We start from the raw sequence: 14,871 nt of genomic DNA on the forward strand, positions 1-14,871 counted from the left end.
GCCCCCGCCACCGGTCCGGCGGCGGCTGGGCCTCGCGCCGCGGCTCCGGCGGCTCCGGCGGCACGCGGTCGGGCGGGTCCGGCGGCGGAGCCCGGTCGGGCGGGTCCCGGTTCGGCGGTTCGGGCGGCTCCGGTGGGGGCCGGTCCGGCGGTTCGGGCGGGGGCTGGCTGAGCGGCGGTTCGGGCGGGTCACGCTCCGGCGGGTCGCGCTCCGGTGGCTCCGGTCGTTCGGGCGGCTCCGGAGGGTCGGGCGGATCGGGCGGTTCCGGTGGCTCGCGGTCGGCGAGCAGGGGCTCGTCCGGTGGCGGGATCTTCGGCGGCGGGTCGCCGCGCGGCGGCGACGCGCCGAGGGACCGTTCGTCGGAGGCACCCCCGCTCTGGCTGCCCAGCAGCGGCGGGGGCAACGGCTCCGGTGGTGACCGGCCGTCCGTGCCGTTCTGGCTCAAGCCGAACAACCCGGACAGGGACTGATCATGGCGCAGCCGGGTGACAGGCGGGGGCTGGCCTTCGCCGCCATCGTGGTGGTGATCGCCGCCGTGGGCCTCTATCTCACGATGTGGCCGGACGCCGACGACCCGGCCGCGCAGCCGACGCCCACCGGCCCGGCCGCGGCGGCCACGAGCGCCGCCCCGGCCGCGCCGGACAAACCGCTGGCCACCGCGAGTGACGCGCCGTTCGACATCTACTCGTACCTGCCGCTGTCGAAGGAGCAGCTCGCGGCGGCAGGGGAGCTGGCGGAGCGGTTCACCGCCGCGTACGGAACGTTCCGCTACGACGAGGAACCGGCGGCCTACGCGAACCGGGTCAAGGTGTACACCACCCCCGACCTCGCCACCAAGCTGACCAGGACCATCACCTCGCCCATGACCGTCGAGAGCAACCGCGCCGACGAGCTGGTCTCCGTGGGGACGGCGAAGATGAAGGAGATCAGGCAGATCGACAAGTCGTCCATCGTCTTCGTGGTCACCGGCACGCAGCAGATCACCGCCAAGAGCGGCAACAAACAGCAGGTCGACGACTACGCGGTCACGGTCACGCCGTTCGGCTCGGACTGGCGGGTCTTCGAGCTGCTGCCGGCCGACGAGGGCCAGGACGGGGACCCGCAGGAATGAACGGATCCCGCGTACGCCTCGCCCTGGTGCTCGGCACGGCGGGCACGCTGCTGCTCGGGCTGGTGATCCTGTCGCCGCTGCTGATGACCTCGATCCCGTCGTTCATCGGCAACGGCACCACCAGCCGCACGGACTGCGTCGAGGGCGGCACGCCCGCGCAGGAGGTGTCCGACTCGGGCTCGAACGACATCCCCGCCGAGTACCTGGAGCTGTACAAGAAGTACGGCAAGGAGATCGGCGTCCAGTGGAACATCCTGGCCGCCGTCGGCAAGCGCGAGACCGACCACGGCCGCTCGAACCTGCCCGGCGTCAAGAGCGGCACCAACTACGCGGGCGCGGCCGGGCCGATGCAGTTCCTGATCGGCACATGGGGTGGAAAGGCGCGGCTCCCGGTGTCCTCGAAGATCAACGGGTACGGCTCCGACGGCGACGGCGACGGCGTGGCCGACATCTACAACCCGGCCGACGCCATCCTGGGCGCCGCCAAGATGCTCAAGCGCAACGGCGCCCCGGAGAACGTGCGGCAGGCGCTGTTCGTCTACAACCGCGCCTGGTGGTACGTGGACCAGGTCGTCCAGATCGCCAAGAACTACGCCAAGTCCGGGGACGTCGAGGTGCCGCCCCAGGCGGACGAGGAGTGCGACGATCCGCTGGTCGAGGCGGCGCCGAGCGACGTGGTGGCCAAGATCCTGGAGTTCGCGCTGGCCCAGCGGGGCAAGCCGTACCTGTGGGGCGGCACGGGGCCCGACGCGTTCGACTGCTCGGGCATCATCTACGCCGCGTACAAGGCGGCGGGGCTGACGATCCCGCGTACGACGTTCGTGCAGTGGCCGTTCGGCGTGAAGGTCGCCGAAGGCTCGGAGGAGGCGGGTGACCTGGTGTTCTTCAACGCCGGTCCCGGGACGAGCAGCAACAATCCTGGCCATGTCGGAATGGTCGTGTCGAAGGGGAAGATGATCGAGGCGCGATGCCGGCTGTGCGGGCCGATCAAGGTGACGACCTACCGGACGCGGAACAACATCGTGGGCTTCACCCGGCCGCTGCAGAACCCCGAAGTGCTCGACCAGCTCAAGAAGCTGCAGAGTGCCACCCTATGACCGTGGTCGTGGTCGCGGCGGTGATCGTCTCCGCGGACGGGCGGGTGCTCGCCGCCCAGCGCGCCGAGCCGCCCGCGCTCGCCGGCGGGTGGGAGTTCCCCGGCGGCAAGGTTGATCCCGGTGAGGGCGAGATCGAGGCGCTCGTCAGGGAGTGCCGCGAGGAACTGGGGGTGACGGTGTCGGTGGGCGCCCGCGTCGGCGGGGACTGGCCGCTGGCCTCCGGGTACGTGCTGCGGGTCTGGCTGGCCACCGTTCCCGCCGGGGAGCCGGAGGCCAAGGAGCACTTGGCGTTGCGGTGGCTCGGGCCTGGCGAGTACTACGACGTGGCATGGCTGGGGGCGGATCTGGCCGTCATGCACGCGGTGGAAGATCTGCTGCGGCAGGGTTAACCATCTCCTCTCGGTGACATAACGATTACTGTATGTAGTCGTGTCGCGACCGGGGGGAGGGCGACGTGTCCAGACGTGACTGGATCGTGGTGGGGGCGCTGGCCGTCGCGGGAGCGCCGGTTCTGGCGGGTGTGCCTGGGGCCGCGATGGCGGGAGAAGTGCTCGGACCCGCAGCAGGCTCAGGGGCTGGTGCCGCCGGTGCGCCGGCGCTGGTGTTCCGGCGGGTGGGGGATCCGGACGAGATCGGCAAGTGGGTGCGTACGGGGGATGTGCTGCGGTTCCGGGTGCGGCTGGACGGGGCGAACCGGGAGGCGCGGCTCGCGGTGGCGTCCAGCCCGGCTCGGGCGCTCACCTCACTCACCTGCCCCCGCACCCCGGCCGGCGCCGTCCGGGGGGACGGGGTGGCGCAGACGCACGGCTCCGAGGATCGCGGCCGTGAGGATCGCGGTCATGAGGATCGCGGTCGTGAGGATCGTGGCTCTGAGGTACGCGGCTCTGAGCGGCGTGGCGCTGCTCGGCTTGGCGGGGGAGTGGAGGCGTCACGCGCGTCCGCGCTCAGCGCCCTGGCTTCCACGAGGGCGGCCCGCCCGGCTCGGGTGTGCGAGCTTGAGGGCGCGGCGGGGCGGCGGGAGGCGGACGTGCTGCTCGCCGTGCCGCACGGGACGAAGGACGTCGTGCTGACGGCGGCGGCCCGCGAGCAGGGGCCGCCGTACGGCGAGGCGGTCACCGTCGTCGGGTCGACCACAACCCCTGTCAAGGCGGCGGCCACGGCCCCCGCCAAGGCGGGGTCGGTCAAGGAGCTGGTCAGCCCGTCCGTCAAGGCGACGACGCTGAAGACGCCCGCCGAGGCGAAGGTGTCGGCTCCCGAGGACGACGGCTCCGAGGCCGACGACGGTCGTTCGGAAGGCGAGCAGCGGCACCGGAAGGGCCGTTACCTGGGCTTCCCGTCCAAGCGTCACCACTCGTCGGCGCGTCGGCACGGCTCCTCGGGCGAGCGTTCCGGCGGCTCGGCCGGGCGGCCCGGCGGCGCGGCCCGTCACGAGCGGCGGGGCGGCGACGGAGGGCACGTGCCGGACGACGGCGCGGCGGCCAGGAGCAGGGCCTCGGCCCAGGTCCAGGACAGGGCGGCAGCGCAAACCGAGGCGCGAGCCCAGGCGCGATCGGAGGCGCAGGCGCAGGCGCAGGCCGAGGCGCGGGCCCCAGGAGCGCAACTGGCGCGGCGGCGGCCCGCGCTGGTCCTGCCGGAGGTCGCCCCGCCGCTGACGTCACTGCCCGGCATGGGCCCAGGACCAGGTGTGGGAGTGGGCCCGAACGTGCCAGGGATCAGAGAGGGCGCCCCGAGCCTGCCGGGAGCCGAGCAGGACGGGGCAAGGAGCATGCAGGGATGGCCGGGCGCCACGCAGGACGGCCCCAGGGCCATGCCGACGCCCGGCGCCTCGGACGGCGCGGTCCGGCCGGGCATCGCCGGACGAGGAACGGGCGCCGGTGGATCCGGTGACCCCGGCACGGGCGGCTGGGGCGCTTTGACGTCGTCGGAAGAACTGGGGGCGCCCCTGCCGCTGGCCGTTTCCGGCCCCCGTTCGCGCCCCGTCGAAAGGGCGAATCCGCTGGATGGCGTACATGGCCTCCCATGGGCGGCCGGCGGCATCGCGGTGCTGCTGGGGGCCCTGTGGGCAGTCACCAGAGCACAACGCGGTCGATCTTCCTGAAAGGTGTTGCAATTCCGACTTTACTGTTACTTTTACCCGGCTAGTATTCCCTTGACCATGGTTCCGGGACTGCGTCGGAGGGCACAGGTGGCACGCACGCGAGCGACGGCCGTGTCCGCATTGGTGCTGGCCTTAGGCCTGACCGGAGTGGGGGTCGCCCCCTTCGTCATCCAGAGCGCCAGCGCGTCATCGGCCTTCGACCCCAACGTCGACCCGTGCGAGGCGGGCCAGGTGTGTGACACCACACCCGAGACGACGGTCACGATCACCACCACGCTGGACACCCCGAGCCCCGACCCGGAAACGACGATCACCAAGACCGTCACCGCGCCGACGAAGACCACGACGAAGACGGCCACGCCGAAGAAGTCGAAGTCGCCCACCCAGGCCGCCGAGCCGACCAAGAGCTCCCCGCCGCTGAACCCCATGCCGTCGCCGACCCAGAGCACGCAGGTCGACGTGCCGGCGGTGTCGCCGTCGTCCACGCCGGAGGACACGGGCGTCGTCCTGCCCAGCGTGGCGGCCCCCACCGAGACCCCGGCGACGTCGCCGTCGCTGACCTCGGCGGAGAGCCCGACGGAGGAGTCGATCCCGCTCGAACTGCGCAACGCGGCCCCCGAGTACGACCAGCGGACGCTGACCCAGAAGCTCAGCATCCCGGCGTTGATCATGGTGCTGCTGGCGTTGTTCGCGGTGCTGATCTTCGAGGGGCGGCTGCGCAGGATGGCTCACGCGGCGGCCGTGCGCAAGGCGGGCCCACCCGGAGCCATGGGGATGGGCGTCCCGCCGGGGTATCCGGGCGGGCCCAGCGGCTATCCGGCCGGACCGGGGTACGCGGGTGGCTACCCGCCGCCCGGTTATCCGGCCGGCGCGGCGTACGCGCCGATCATCAGCTTCGTCCCCGTGCAGACCTATCCGAGCGGGCAGGTCCAGTACGGGGCGGTCTATCAGGACCCCGGCATGTACGGCCAGCCGCCCACGCCCCCCAACCAGCCCGTGGTGCTGCCGCCGGACCAGTTCGACTCCTACAGCCACCAGCCGACGACCCCCGAGTTCGACGCCTTCAGCAGGCCGGAGCCGCAGGGCGAGGCGTACAGGGCCCCGTTCGAGCCCCTGGTGGCCCCTGAGCAGCCTCCGGCCGACATCCCGCCCGGTGGCTCCAGCCCGTACGAGGACACGCCAGAACGCCCCCTGGGCACCGCCTCGTACGCCGAGGCCGGCGACGCCGAGCCGTGGCAGACCACGCCGTGGCCGGAGCAGGCGCACGAGGGCGGCCCGCCCGCCAGGGACGCCGCGCCCAGCGCCGACCAGGGCGCCGCGGACGTGACCGCCGTGCAGCCGCTCCCCGACCTCCAGCAGGGCGGCCCCAAGCGCCGCTGGGGACGCCGCTCCTGACCTTCCCGGAGGGCCGTCAGGAAGGGGTGCGGGTCACGACCTTGTCCCAGGCGCGGTCCGGCAGCAGCTTGTGCATCGTGAGCAGCAGCCTGGCCAGGTAGCCGACGGAGCGGCGCGGCTTGGGCGAGCCGGACTCGACCGCCTCGCGGATCGCCCGCGCGACCACCGACGGCTCGGACGCCTTGCTGTCGTCGCGGAAGGCCGTCTCCGCGCGTTCGGCCATCCACCGGGCCATGGAGGCGTACGCGCCCTTGCCGGAGATCTCCCGCAGCTCGCGCGGCGTGCCCGACTCGAACTCCGTCCTGATGATCCCGGGCTGGATCACCACGACGCGGATCCCGAAGCGGCCGACCTCCTGCCGCAGGCTGTCGGACCAGCCCTCCAGCGCGTGCTTGGAGGCGTGGTACCAGGCGCCGAGCGGCAGGGCGATCCGCCCGGCGATGGAGGAGACGTTGACGATCGTGCCGGTGCCGCGCTCGCGCATGCCGGGCAGCACGAGCTGGACCAGCCGGGCGGGCCCGAACAGGTTGACCTCGAACCCGTGCCGGGCCAGGTCGAGCGGCACGTCCTCGGCGGCTCCGTAGACGCCGACGCCGGCGTTGTTCACCAGGACGTCGAGGCGTCGCTGCTCGCCGAGAATCGTGCCGACGGCCCGCTGGAGGTCCTCCTCCTCGGTGACGTCCATCTCGATCGTGCGGGCGCCCGCCTCGCGCAGGTCCTCCATCTGTCCGAGGCGTCTGGCGGCGCCGTAGACGGTGTGTCCCGCGCGCAGCAGTTCGAGCACGGTGGCGTGGCCGATGCCGGACGAGGCTCCGGTGACCAGGCAGACTGCCATTGTCACGTCCTTTCCTCAGGCGTCGCCGACGCGGAAGCGGAACAGTCTCATGGCGTTCCGTATCCGGGCGGTCCTGGTCAGGAGCCCGTAGGCGGCGCGGTAGTGCGGTGCAGGGATGAGCTGGAGGTCCGACAGGACCGGTACGCATTCGAGCAGCGTGAGCCGCTCGGCCCAGCGCTCGGGCTCGCGCGGGTCGCCGATCGAGGCCAGCTTCCAGCCGAACGCGCGGGACACGGCGGCCAGCCAGGGTGAGATGGCGTCGAAGGCCAGCTCGCCGTGCGGGACGCGCCCGGCCAGCCGGACCAGGAGCTGCCTGACGTCCGGGTCGGTCAGGTACATCAGCAGCCCCTCGGCGATCACGAGGACCGGGCGGCCGGTGGGCACCTGCTCCAGCCAGCTGGGGTCGGTCACCGAGGAGGGGATCATCCGGTAGTGGTCGCGCTCGGGGTAGAGGCGGCTTCGCAGGTCGATGACCTCGGGATAGTCGAGGTCGATCCACTCGACGCCGGGCGGCAGGTCCATGCGGAAGGCCCGGCTGTCCAGGCCGCAGCCGAGCTGCAGCACGGTCGCGCCGGGGTTCTCGGCCAGGTAGCGGCCGGTCCAGTCGTCGAGGCGCCTGGCGCGCAGGATGCCGACGTAGCGGTCCCCGGCGGCCATCTTGACCTTGAGGTGGTTGTGGTCGAGCCGGTCGAGGATCCTGGGCGCCCACTCGTCGCCCAGGATCGGGCGGGGCGAGCGGCTGTCGAGCGCCCTGAAGTACAGCGTGTAGAGGAGGGTCCCCTTGGCACCGGTGAGCCGTACCTTCTCCATGTCCCTTTTCGTGCGCATCGTCAGTCCCGCCTTGTCCCGTAGATGTCCTCCAGATAGGGAGGGATGACCGCTTCGGAGAGTGCGACGAGCTCGGCCGCCGCGGCGGCCAGCGTCTCCCGGGAGGGTGGCGTGTCCGGCTCGTAGGCGCGGCGGACGAGGTGCGCCAGCGCCTCGGCCTTGGCCTCCATCGGCAGGTCCTCCGGCGCCAGGCCGAGGGTCTCCAGGAGGAAGAAGCCTCCCTGCAGCGCGCTCAGCCCGTACGTCAGGTGCGCCACGTCGTCGCGGAACAGGCCGTGGCGGGTCATCACCTCGTGGAAGCGGGCGGTGGCCAGCAGCTCGTGGCCGCGTATGGCGGCGCCGGTCAGCCTGCCCTGGACCACGCCCGTGTCGCCGGTGAGCAGCGCCCGCAGCATCGGCCTGCCGCCGACGATCAGGAACGACTCGGCGATCAGCCGGTGCGGTCGCACCGCGGCCGGGTCGTGACGCAGCAGCGCGATCAGCTTCTCGACGTAGATGACCGCCTCGCGGGTGAACAGCGCCTCGAAGAGCTGCTGCTTGGTGCGCCAGTGCAGGTAGACGGTGCCCTTGCCGATGTCGGCGAGCTGGGCGATGTCGTCGATCGTCACCTTGCGCGGCCCGAGCCGCATGATCAACTCACCGGCCGCGTCGAGTATGCGATCAGCGCGGGTTTCCACGGACATGGCACGACCCCTTCTCGTGACGCTTTGACCAGATTAGCAAATCCAGTCAACGGGCCACGAGAAGGGGTCGTGATCGAGCCCTACTTCGAGCTGCGCTTGAAGATCTTGTTGCCCAGCCAGACCAGCGGGTCGTACTTGCGGTCCGCCACGCGCTCCTTCATCGGGATGAGCGCGTTGTCAGTGATCTTGATGTGCTCGGGACAGACCTCGGTGCAGCACTTGGTGATGTTGCAGTGGCCCAGGCCGTGCTCCTCCTGGGCGGCCTCCTGCCGGTCGGCCACGTCGTACGGGTGCATGTCCAGCTCGGCGATCCGCATGAGGAAGCGCGGCCCGGCGAAGGCCGTCTTGTTCTCCTCGTGGTCGCGGATGACGTGGCAGACGTTGTTGCACATGAAGCACTCGATGCACTTGCGGAACTCCTGGGACCGCTCGACGTCGACCTGCTGCATGCGGTACTCGCCCGGCCGCACGCCGGCCGGCGGCGTGAACGACGGGATCTCCATCGCCTTCTGGTAGTTGAACGAGACGTCCGTCACCAGGTCCTTGATCACGGGGAACGTCCGCATCGGCGTGACGGTGATCGTCTCTTCCTCGGTGAAGGTGGACATCCGGGTCATGCAGCCCAGCCGCGGCTTGCCGTTGATCTCCATCGAGCAGGAGCCGCACTTGCCGGCCTTGCAGTTCCAGCGGACCGCGAGGTCGGGCGCCTGGGTGGCCTGGAGCCGGTGGATGATGTCGAGGACGACCTCGCCCTCGTTCACCTCGACGGTGAAGTCCTCGAGCTTGCCCTCACCTCCCTCACCGCGCCAGACCTTGAACTTCGCCTTGTAGCTCATTTCGAAATCCCGTCGAACTCGGTCATCTCTTCGTCGGTGAGGTACTTGCTCAGCTCGTCCCGCTCGAACAGCACGATCAGGTCGTCGCGCATCGGCGGCTGCTCCTGCTCCTCGACCGTGACGGAGGCGCCGTCACCGGTCGAGCAGACGAGCAGTTTGCGGCGCCACGCCGGGTTCATGCCGGGGAAGTCGTCGCGGGTGTGCCCGCCGCGGCTCTCCTCGCGCTTGAGCGCCGCCTTGGCCACGCACTCGGAGACCAGCACCATGTTGCGCAGGTCGATCGCCAGGTGCCAGCCGGGGTTGTAGATGCGCGAGCCGGCCGCGCCGACCAGCCGCACCCGCTCCTTGAGCTTCTCGACGACCTCCATGGCCTCGGCGACCTCCTCGGCCTTGCGGATGATGCCGACCAGCTCGTTCATCGTCCGCTGCAGCTCGTGGTGCACCTCGTACGGGTTCTCGCCGCCGCGTCCCAGCGGCGCGATCGCCTCGGCCCTGGCCTCCTCCACCAGCTCCGGGGACACCGCGGGCCGGGCGGCGAGCCCGTCCACATACGCGGCGGCGCCCCCGCCCGCCCGGCGGCCGAAGACCAGCAGGTCGGACAGCGAGTTGCCGCCGAGGCGGTTGGAGCCGTGCATGCCGCCCGAGACCTCGCCGGCGGCGAACAGCCCGGGGACGGCCGCCGCGCCGGTGTCGGCGTCCACCTCGACGCCGCCCATGATGTAGTGGCAGGTCGGGCCCACCTGCATGGGCTCGGTGGTGATGTCGACGTCGGCCAGCTCCTTGAACTGGTGGTGCATCGACGGCAGCCGCCGCTTGATCTCCTCGGCCGGGAGGCGGCTGGAGACGTCCAGGAAGACGCCGCCCTGGGGCGATCCGCGGCCCGCCTTGACCTCGGCGTTGATCGCGCGGGCCACCTCGTCACGGGGCAGCAGCTCCGGGGGACGGCGGTTGTTGGCCTGGTCGGTGTACCAGCGGTCGCCCTCCTCCTCGGTGGTGGCGTACTTGTCCTTGAAGACGTCGGGGATGTAGTCGAACATGAAGCGCTCGCCCTTGGAGTTGCGCAGCACGCCGCCGTCGCCGCGGACGGACTCGGTGACGAGGATGCCGCGCACGGAGGGCGGCCAGACCATCCCGGTGGGGTGGAACTGGATGAACTCCATGTTGATCAGCTTGGCGCCGGCCAGCAGCGCGAGGGCGTGGCCGTCACCCGTGTACTCCCAGGAGTTGGAGGTGACGACGTACGACTTGCCGATGCCGCCGGTGGCCAGGACCACCGCAGGAGCATCGAAAAGTATGAAATTTCCGGTCTCGCGCCAGTAGCCGAACGCGCCGGAGATCGCGTCGCCGTCCTTCAGCAGGCGCGTGACCGTGCACTCCGCGAAGACCTTGATGAAGGCCTCGGGGTCGCCGTGCGTCTCCTGGTCCTCCTGCTGGAGCGCGACGACCCGCTGCTGCAGCGTGCGGATCAGCTCCAGGCCGGTGCGGTCGCCGACGTGGGCCAGCCGCGGGTACTCGTGCCCGCCGAAGTTGCGCTGGCTGATCTTGCCGTCCTTGGTGCGGTCGAACAGCGCGCCCCAGGCCTCCAGCTCCCAGACGCGGTCGGGCGCCTCCTTGGCGTGCAGCTCGGCCATCCGCCAGTTGTTGAGGAACTTGCCGCCCCGCATGGTGTCACGGAAGTGCACCATCCAGTTGTCGTCTGAGTTGACGTTGCCCATCGCGGCGGCCGCGCCGCCCTCGGCCATGACCGTGTGGGCCTTGCCGAACAGCGACTTGCAGACGATCGCCGTCCGCTTGCCCTGCTGGCGGGCCTCGATGGCGGCCCGGAGCCCGGCACCGCCCGCGCCGATGACGACGACGTCGTATTCGTGACGCTCTGTGTTAGGCGAGTTTTCCACTGAAGCTGATCCTTAGGCGAACGGGAAGGCGATGATGCCCTTGGCGACCAGACGCACGTAGAGGTCGGCGCCCATGACGGAGAACATCGAGGCCCACGCGAGGGGCTGGTGCTTGGCGTTGAGCTTGGAGACGAACGTCCAGGCCTTGTAGCGCAGCGGGTGCTTGGAGAAGTGGTTGAGCCGCCCCGCGGTGATGTGCCGGCACGAGTGGCACGACAGCGTGTACGCCACGATCAGCACGGCGTTGACCAGCAGGATCCAGGAGCCCAGGCCCTGCGGCTTGTGCACCATCGCCAGGATGGCGTCGTAGCTGAGGATCGCGCCGATGAGGATGGCCGCGTAGAAGAAGTAGCGGTGGATGTTCTGCATGATCAGCGGGAAGCGCGTCTCGCCGGTGTACTTGCCGTGCGGCTCCTGCACCGCGCACGCGGGCGGCGACAGCCAGAACGAGCGGTAGTACGACTTACGGTAGTAGTAGCACGTGAGCCGGAACCCGCCGGGCAGCCCCAGGATCAGCAGGCCGGGCGGCAGCGTGTACCAGTCGCCGATGGGCGCCCAGCCGAACAGCCGCGCGCCCTCGACACACGAGGTCGAAAGACAGGGCGACGAGAACGGGGCGATGTACGGGTCTATGAAATAGCTGCCGTCGAGGATCGCCCACACGCCGTAGACGAGGAAGGCGGTCAGGGCCAGGAATGTCAGCAGCGGGGCAATCCACCATCTGTCGGTGCGTAGCGTACGCACCTTGATCTGCGCGCGCTGCCTTCTCACAGGAGCGTCGGGCGTCGTCTGGGTCATCGCGGACCTCTCCACCTCCCGCGGACCCTGCTCGCCGGGGGTCCGGGTCGTTCGTTTGGCGCGTATACGGCGGGGATGGTCTCCGCTCGCGGCGCGCATTGGTGGGGGATACGTTACGACGACCGCATCGTGATTTGTGAGGAGGGTAACTCACTTTTTTGATGACCCGCTGTGATTCCTGTCACGTATCCCCGTCACGGGCGCTGCCCTTGGCTCGGCAGCTTAACCACGGTCACGAAAAAATCATCGATCTGGCGGACAACTCGGATAAATTGCTCGAAATCCACCGGCTTGGAGACGTATGCGTTGGCGTGCAGCCGGTAACTGTGCAGAATGTCCTCCTCCGCCTCGGAGGTCGTCAGGATCACCACCGGAATCGTGCTCAGGGCGGCGTCCGCCTTCACCTCGCTGAGCACCTCCAGGCCGCCCATCCTCGGCAGGTTCAGGTCGAGCAGCATGAGGTCGGGCCGGGGCGCGTCGCGGTAGCCGTCCTCGCGGCGCAGGAAGGCCATCGCCTGCTCGCCGTCGCTGACGACGTGCAGGCGGTTGCGGACCTTGTTGAGGTCGAAGGCCTCCTTGGTCAGCAGCACGTCCCCCGCGTCGTCCTCGACCAGGAGCACTTCTATCGGTCGCCACTCAGTCATTCTTTTTCGTCTCCAGCCGCGGGCAGCGTCCAGCGGAACGTCGCACCCTGTCCTTCGGCCCCCGGGTCGAGCCAGAGCCGTCCGCCGTGGTATTCGACGATCTTGCGGCAGAGTGCGAGGCCGATGCCAGTACCTGGATACACGTCACGCGGATGCAGGCGCTGAAATATCAGGAAGATGCGGTCGGAGTACTTGGAGTCCACGCCGATCCCGTTGTCCGAGCAGCTGAACTCCCACATCCGGCCGTCCCGCCTGGCGCCGATGTGGATGCGCGGCGGCTGTTCCGAGCGGAACTTGACGGCGTTCTCGATGAGGTTCTGGAAGAGCTGGGTGAGCTGGGTCGTGTTGCCGACGACCTTGGGCAGGGCGTCGTGCGTGATGACCGCCCCGCTGTCCTCGATCGCGGCCGACAGGTTCTCCACCGCCGTGGACAGAGGGCCGCCCGAGTCGGTGACCGTGCGCTCGCCGGTGACCCGCCCGGCCCTGGAGAAGTCCAGCAGGTCGTTGATCAGCAGTTGCATGCGCTTGGCGCCGTCGACGGCGTAGTGGATGTACTGCTTGGCGCGGTCGTCGAGCTGGTCCCCGTACCGCTGCTCCAGCATCTGGGTGAAGCTGGCGACCTTGCGCAGCGGCTCCTGGAGGTCGTGGCTGGCGACGTAGGCGAACTGCTCCAGCTCGCCGTTGGAGCGGCGCAGCTCCCCGGCCTGGTCCTCGGCGCTGCGCCAGGCCGCCACGATGCGCCTGCGCATGGAGTCGACGTGGCTCGACAGCTCGGCCAGCTCCGCGGGCCGCCGCACCGCCAGCTCGTGGTCGAAGTCACCGGCCGCCACCTTGCGCACCTGGTCGGTGAACTGGGAGATGGGCTTCAGCACGGTGAAGCGCACGATGAACGCCAGCCCCACCCCGGCCGCCGCCAGGACGGCCAGCAGCACGATCAGCGCCACGTTCAGGTGGTCGATCTGGGCCGCCACCTCAGGCTTGGGGCCGCGCGCCCGCACGTCGGCGACCAGCGTCATGATCAGCGCCGTCCCGCCCATGAACACCAGGCCGGACACCACGCCGATCACGACGAACCAGCGGGCCGCGGGCACTCTGCCGAGCCCCGTCGCCGGCTTCGGCGGCGGCAGTGGGTTGATGCTCACGCGGGCCTCCTGCTGATGCTCACGCGGGCCTCCTGCTGACGAACACCGCGGCGAGGTCGTCGCTCAGCGTGCCGACATGCCTGATCAGGCGGTCGAGGTCGATCTCCCCGTGCTCGCGTACGAGCGCGACCAGGCCGTCCACGCCGAGCAGCTCGTTGTGCTCGCCCACCGCGGCCTCGATCAGGCCGTCGGTGTAGAGCATCATCGACCAGCGCTCGCCCAGCGGCACGTCGATGATGTCCCACTCGGCGTCGGCGAAGATGCCGAGCGGCGGCCCCGACGGCCCGCCGGCGAGCGCGTCGACCGCTCCGTCGCGGACCAGCACCGGCGGCGGGTGGCCGACCACGCGCATCCGGGCGGTGCGCAGGTCGGGCGTGATCGTGGCCATGCACAGGGTGGTGAAGATCTCCGGGGCGTTGCGCTCGGCGCGCAGCAGCGCGTCGAGCGTGCGCAGCATCCGGTCGCCGGTCTGCCCGGCCAGGACGAGCGTGCGCCAGGCGATGCGCAGCGCCACGCCGAGCGCGGCCTCGTCGGGCCCGTGCCCGCAGACGTCGCCGACCACGATGTGCACCGAGCCGTCGGGCGTCTGGACGGTGTCCAGGAAGTCGCCCGCCAGCAGCGAGCCCTGGCTGCCGGGCAGGTAGCGGGTGGTGTGCTCCAGCGCGTCGGTGTGCAGCAGGGCGGTGGGCAGCAGGCCGCTCTCCAGCCGGGCGTTCTCCTTGGCCGTCAGCTCGGCCGCGACGAGCTGGAGCTGCGCGAGGTCGGCCCGCTTGCGCTCCATGGCGTATCGGATGGCCCTGGCCAGCAGCCGGGCGTCCACGTCCTGCTTGACGAGGTAGTCCTGGGCGCCAGCCTGGACCGCCGCGACCCCCACGTGGACGTCGCGCAGGCCGGTGAGCACCAGCACGGCCGCGTGCGGCGCCATGCCCAGCACGGTCTCCAGCGCCTCCAGGCCGGTGGCGTCGGGCAGCGAGAGGTCCACCAGCACGCACTGGATCCGGGAGTCGAGCTTGGCCCTGGTCTCCGCCAGGCTGCGCACCCAGGTGATCCGGGGCGGGGCCTCGGCCTGTTTCAGCAGCTCCTCGACCAGGAACGCGTCACCGTCGTCGTCCTCGATGAGGAGCAGCGTCAGCGTCTCGGAGAGTGTTGCCGTCACAAACGCCTCTTCGCGGAAGTCGGACTGTTGGTGTTCATTCTGCGATGAGCTCGACCCCTTGCGGAAGCGTGTGCTCGTGACCGGACTCGACCACAAAGGAAAGAAGGGCCGTCCGAAACGCCTGCGCGGCCCTCGTGGGCTCCACGTCCTTGCGGTGCGCGAGCGCGATCGTACGGCTCAGCCCCGGCGGCGCCAGGGGGGTGCCGGTGAGGCCCGGCCGCCCGTCGAGCACCATGGACGGCACCACGGCCAGCCCCAGCCCCGCCTCCACGAACCGCAGCACGGCGTCCATCTCCCCGCCCTCCACCGCGAACCTGGGCTCGAACCCGGCCTGCCGGCAGGCCGCCAGCGTC

Annotated in this window: 15 protein-coding genes and 1 pseudogene; 5 read left to right on the forward strand and 11 right to left on the reverse strand. The window is 70.6% G+C overall.

Going from position 1 to position 14,871, the window contains the following annotated elements; genetic code table 11:
* A pseudogene (locus KME77_RS06435) lies at positions 1-445 on the reverse strand (hypothetical protein); the annotation flags it as partial.
* A gap of 27 nt (positions 446-472) precedes the next feature.
* On the opposite strand from KME77_RS06435, the gene KME77_RS06440 reads away from it, so the two are divergent.
* From KME77_RS06440 to KME77_RS06460, 5 genes are all read left to right on the forward strand, one after another.
* Positions 473-1,111 carry a hypothetical protein gene (locus KME77_RS06440; protein WP_219462910.1) on the forward strand — a complete coding sequence of 213 codons (639 nt, stop codon included), beginning with the start codon at positions 473-475 and terminating at the stop codon, positions 1,109-1,111.
* Positions 1,108-2,208 (forward strand): C40 family peptidase, encoded by a 1,101-nt coding sequence (locus KME77_RS06445; RefSeq protein WP_219462913.1) that lies wholly within the window; start codon positions 1,108-1,110, stop codon positions 2,206-2,208. The genes KME77_RS06440 and KME77_RS06445 overlap by 4 nt, the downstream gene beginning before the upstream one ends.
* Entirely contained in the window at positions 2,205-2,597 is a 393-nt protein-coding gene (locus tag KME77_RS06450; RefSeq protein WP_219462915.1) for a (deoxy)nucleoside triphosphate pyrophosphohydrolase, read from the forward strand. The genes KME77_RS06445 and KME77_RS06450 overlap by 4 nt, the downstream gene beginning before the upstream one ends.
* A gap of 65 nt (positions 2,598-2,662) precedes the next feature.
* Complete coding sequence (locus KME77_RS06455; protein WP_219462917.1) at positions 2,663-4,306, forward strand: hypothetical protein; 1,644 nt, start codon at positions 2,663-2,665, stop codon at positions 4,304-4,306.
* An 87-nt stretch (positions 4,307-4,393) separates the two neighbouring features.
* The gene (locus tag KME77_RS06460; RefSeq protein WP_219462919.1) at positions 4,394-5,701 is read left to right on the forward strand and encodes a hypothetical protein; all 1,308 of its coding nucleotides are present in this window, start codon (positions 4,394-4,396) and stop codon (positions 5,699-5,701) included.
* A gap of 16 nt (positions 5,702-5,717) precedes the next feature.
* On the opposite strand, the gene KME77_RS06465 is transcribed toward KME77_RS06460, so the two are convergent.
* From KME77_RS06465 to KME77_RS06510, 10 genes are all read right to left on the reverse strand, one after another.
* Entirely contained in the window at positions 5,718-6,536 is an 819-nt protein-coding gene (locus KME77_RS06465; protein WP_246609267.1) for an oxidoreductase, read from the reverse strand.
* Positions 6,537-6,551: 15 nt separating this feature from the next.
* On the reverse strand, positions 6,552-7,364 hold the full coding sequence (locus KME77_RS06470) for a class I SAM-dependent methyltransferase (protein ID WP_219462923.1): 813 nt from the start codon (positions 7,362-7,364) through the stop codon (positions 6,552-6,554).
* 2 nt (positions 7,365-7,366) lie between these two features.
* A complete protein-coding gene (locus KME77_RS06475; protein WP_219462925.1) occupies positions 7,367-8,047 on the reverse strand; it encodes a TetR/AcrR family transcriptional regulator in 681 nt (226 codons plus the stop codon).
* 80 nt (positions 8,048-8,127) lie between these two features.
* The gene (locus KME77_RS06480) at positions 8,128-8,883 is read right to left on the reverse strand and encodes a succinate dehydrogenase/fumarate reductase iron-sulfur subunit (RefSeq protein WP_219462927.1); all 756 of its coding nucleotides are present in this window, start codon (positions 8,881-8,883) and stop codon (positions 8,128-8,130) included.
* A complete protein-coding gene (locus KME77_RS06485) occupies positions 8,880-10,778 on the reverse strand; it encodes a fumarate reductase/succinate dehydrogenase flavoprotein subunit (protein WP_219462929.1) in 1,899 nt (632 codons plus the stop codon). Before KME77_RS06485 ends, KME77_RS06480 begins: the two co-directional genes overlap by 4 nt.
* 12 nt (positions 10,779-10,790) lie before the next feature.
* A complete protein-coding gene (gene sdhC / locus KME77_RS06490) occupies positions 10,791-11,576 on the reverse strand; it encodes a succinate dehydrogenase subunit SdhC (protein ID WP_219462931.1) in 786 nt (261 codons plus the stop codon).
* Between the two features lie 194 nt (positions 11,577-11,770).
* The gene (locus KME77_RS06495; protein ID WP_219462933.1) at positions 11,771-12,220 is read right to left on the reverse strand and encodes a response regulator; all 450 of its coding nucleotides are present in this window, start codon (positions 12,218-12,220) and stop codon (positions 11,771-11,773) included.
* Positions 12,217-13,362, reverse strand: a complete 1,146-nt coding sequence (locus KME77_RS06500; RefSeq protein WP_308250579.1) for a sensor histidine kinase — start codon at positions 13,360-13,362, stop codon at positions 12,217-12,219. The genes KME77_RS06495 and KME77_RS06500 overlap by 4 nt, the downstream gene beginning before the upstream one ends.
* Positions 13,363-13,381: 19 nt before the next feature.
* Positions 13,382-14,518, reverse strand: coding sequence for a PP2C family protein-serine/threonine phosphatase (locus KME77_RS06505; protein ID WP_219462934.1), 1,137 nt, complete (start codon positions 14,516-14,518; stop codon positions 13,382-13,384).
* 34 nt (positions 14,519-14,552) lie between these two features.
* Positions 14,553-14,871: LysR family transcriptional regulator substrate-binding protein (locus KME77_RS06510; RefSeq protein ID WP_219462935.1), on the reverse strand; the 319-nt coding region annotated here is incomplete at its 5' end.

Source organism: Nonomuraea rhizosphaerae, from assembly GCF_019396405.1.
Lineage (GTDB): Bacteria > Actinomycetota > Actinomycetes > Streptosporangiales > Streptosporangiaceae > Nonomuraea > Nonomuraea rhizosphaerae.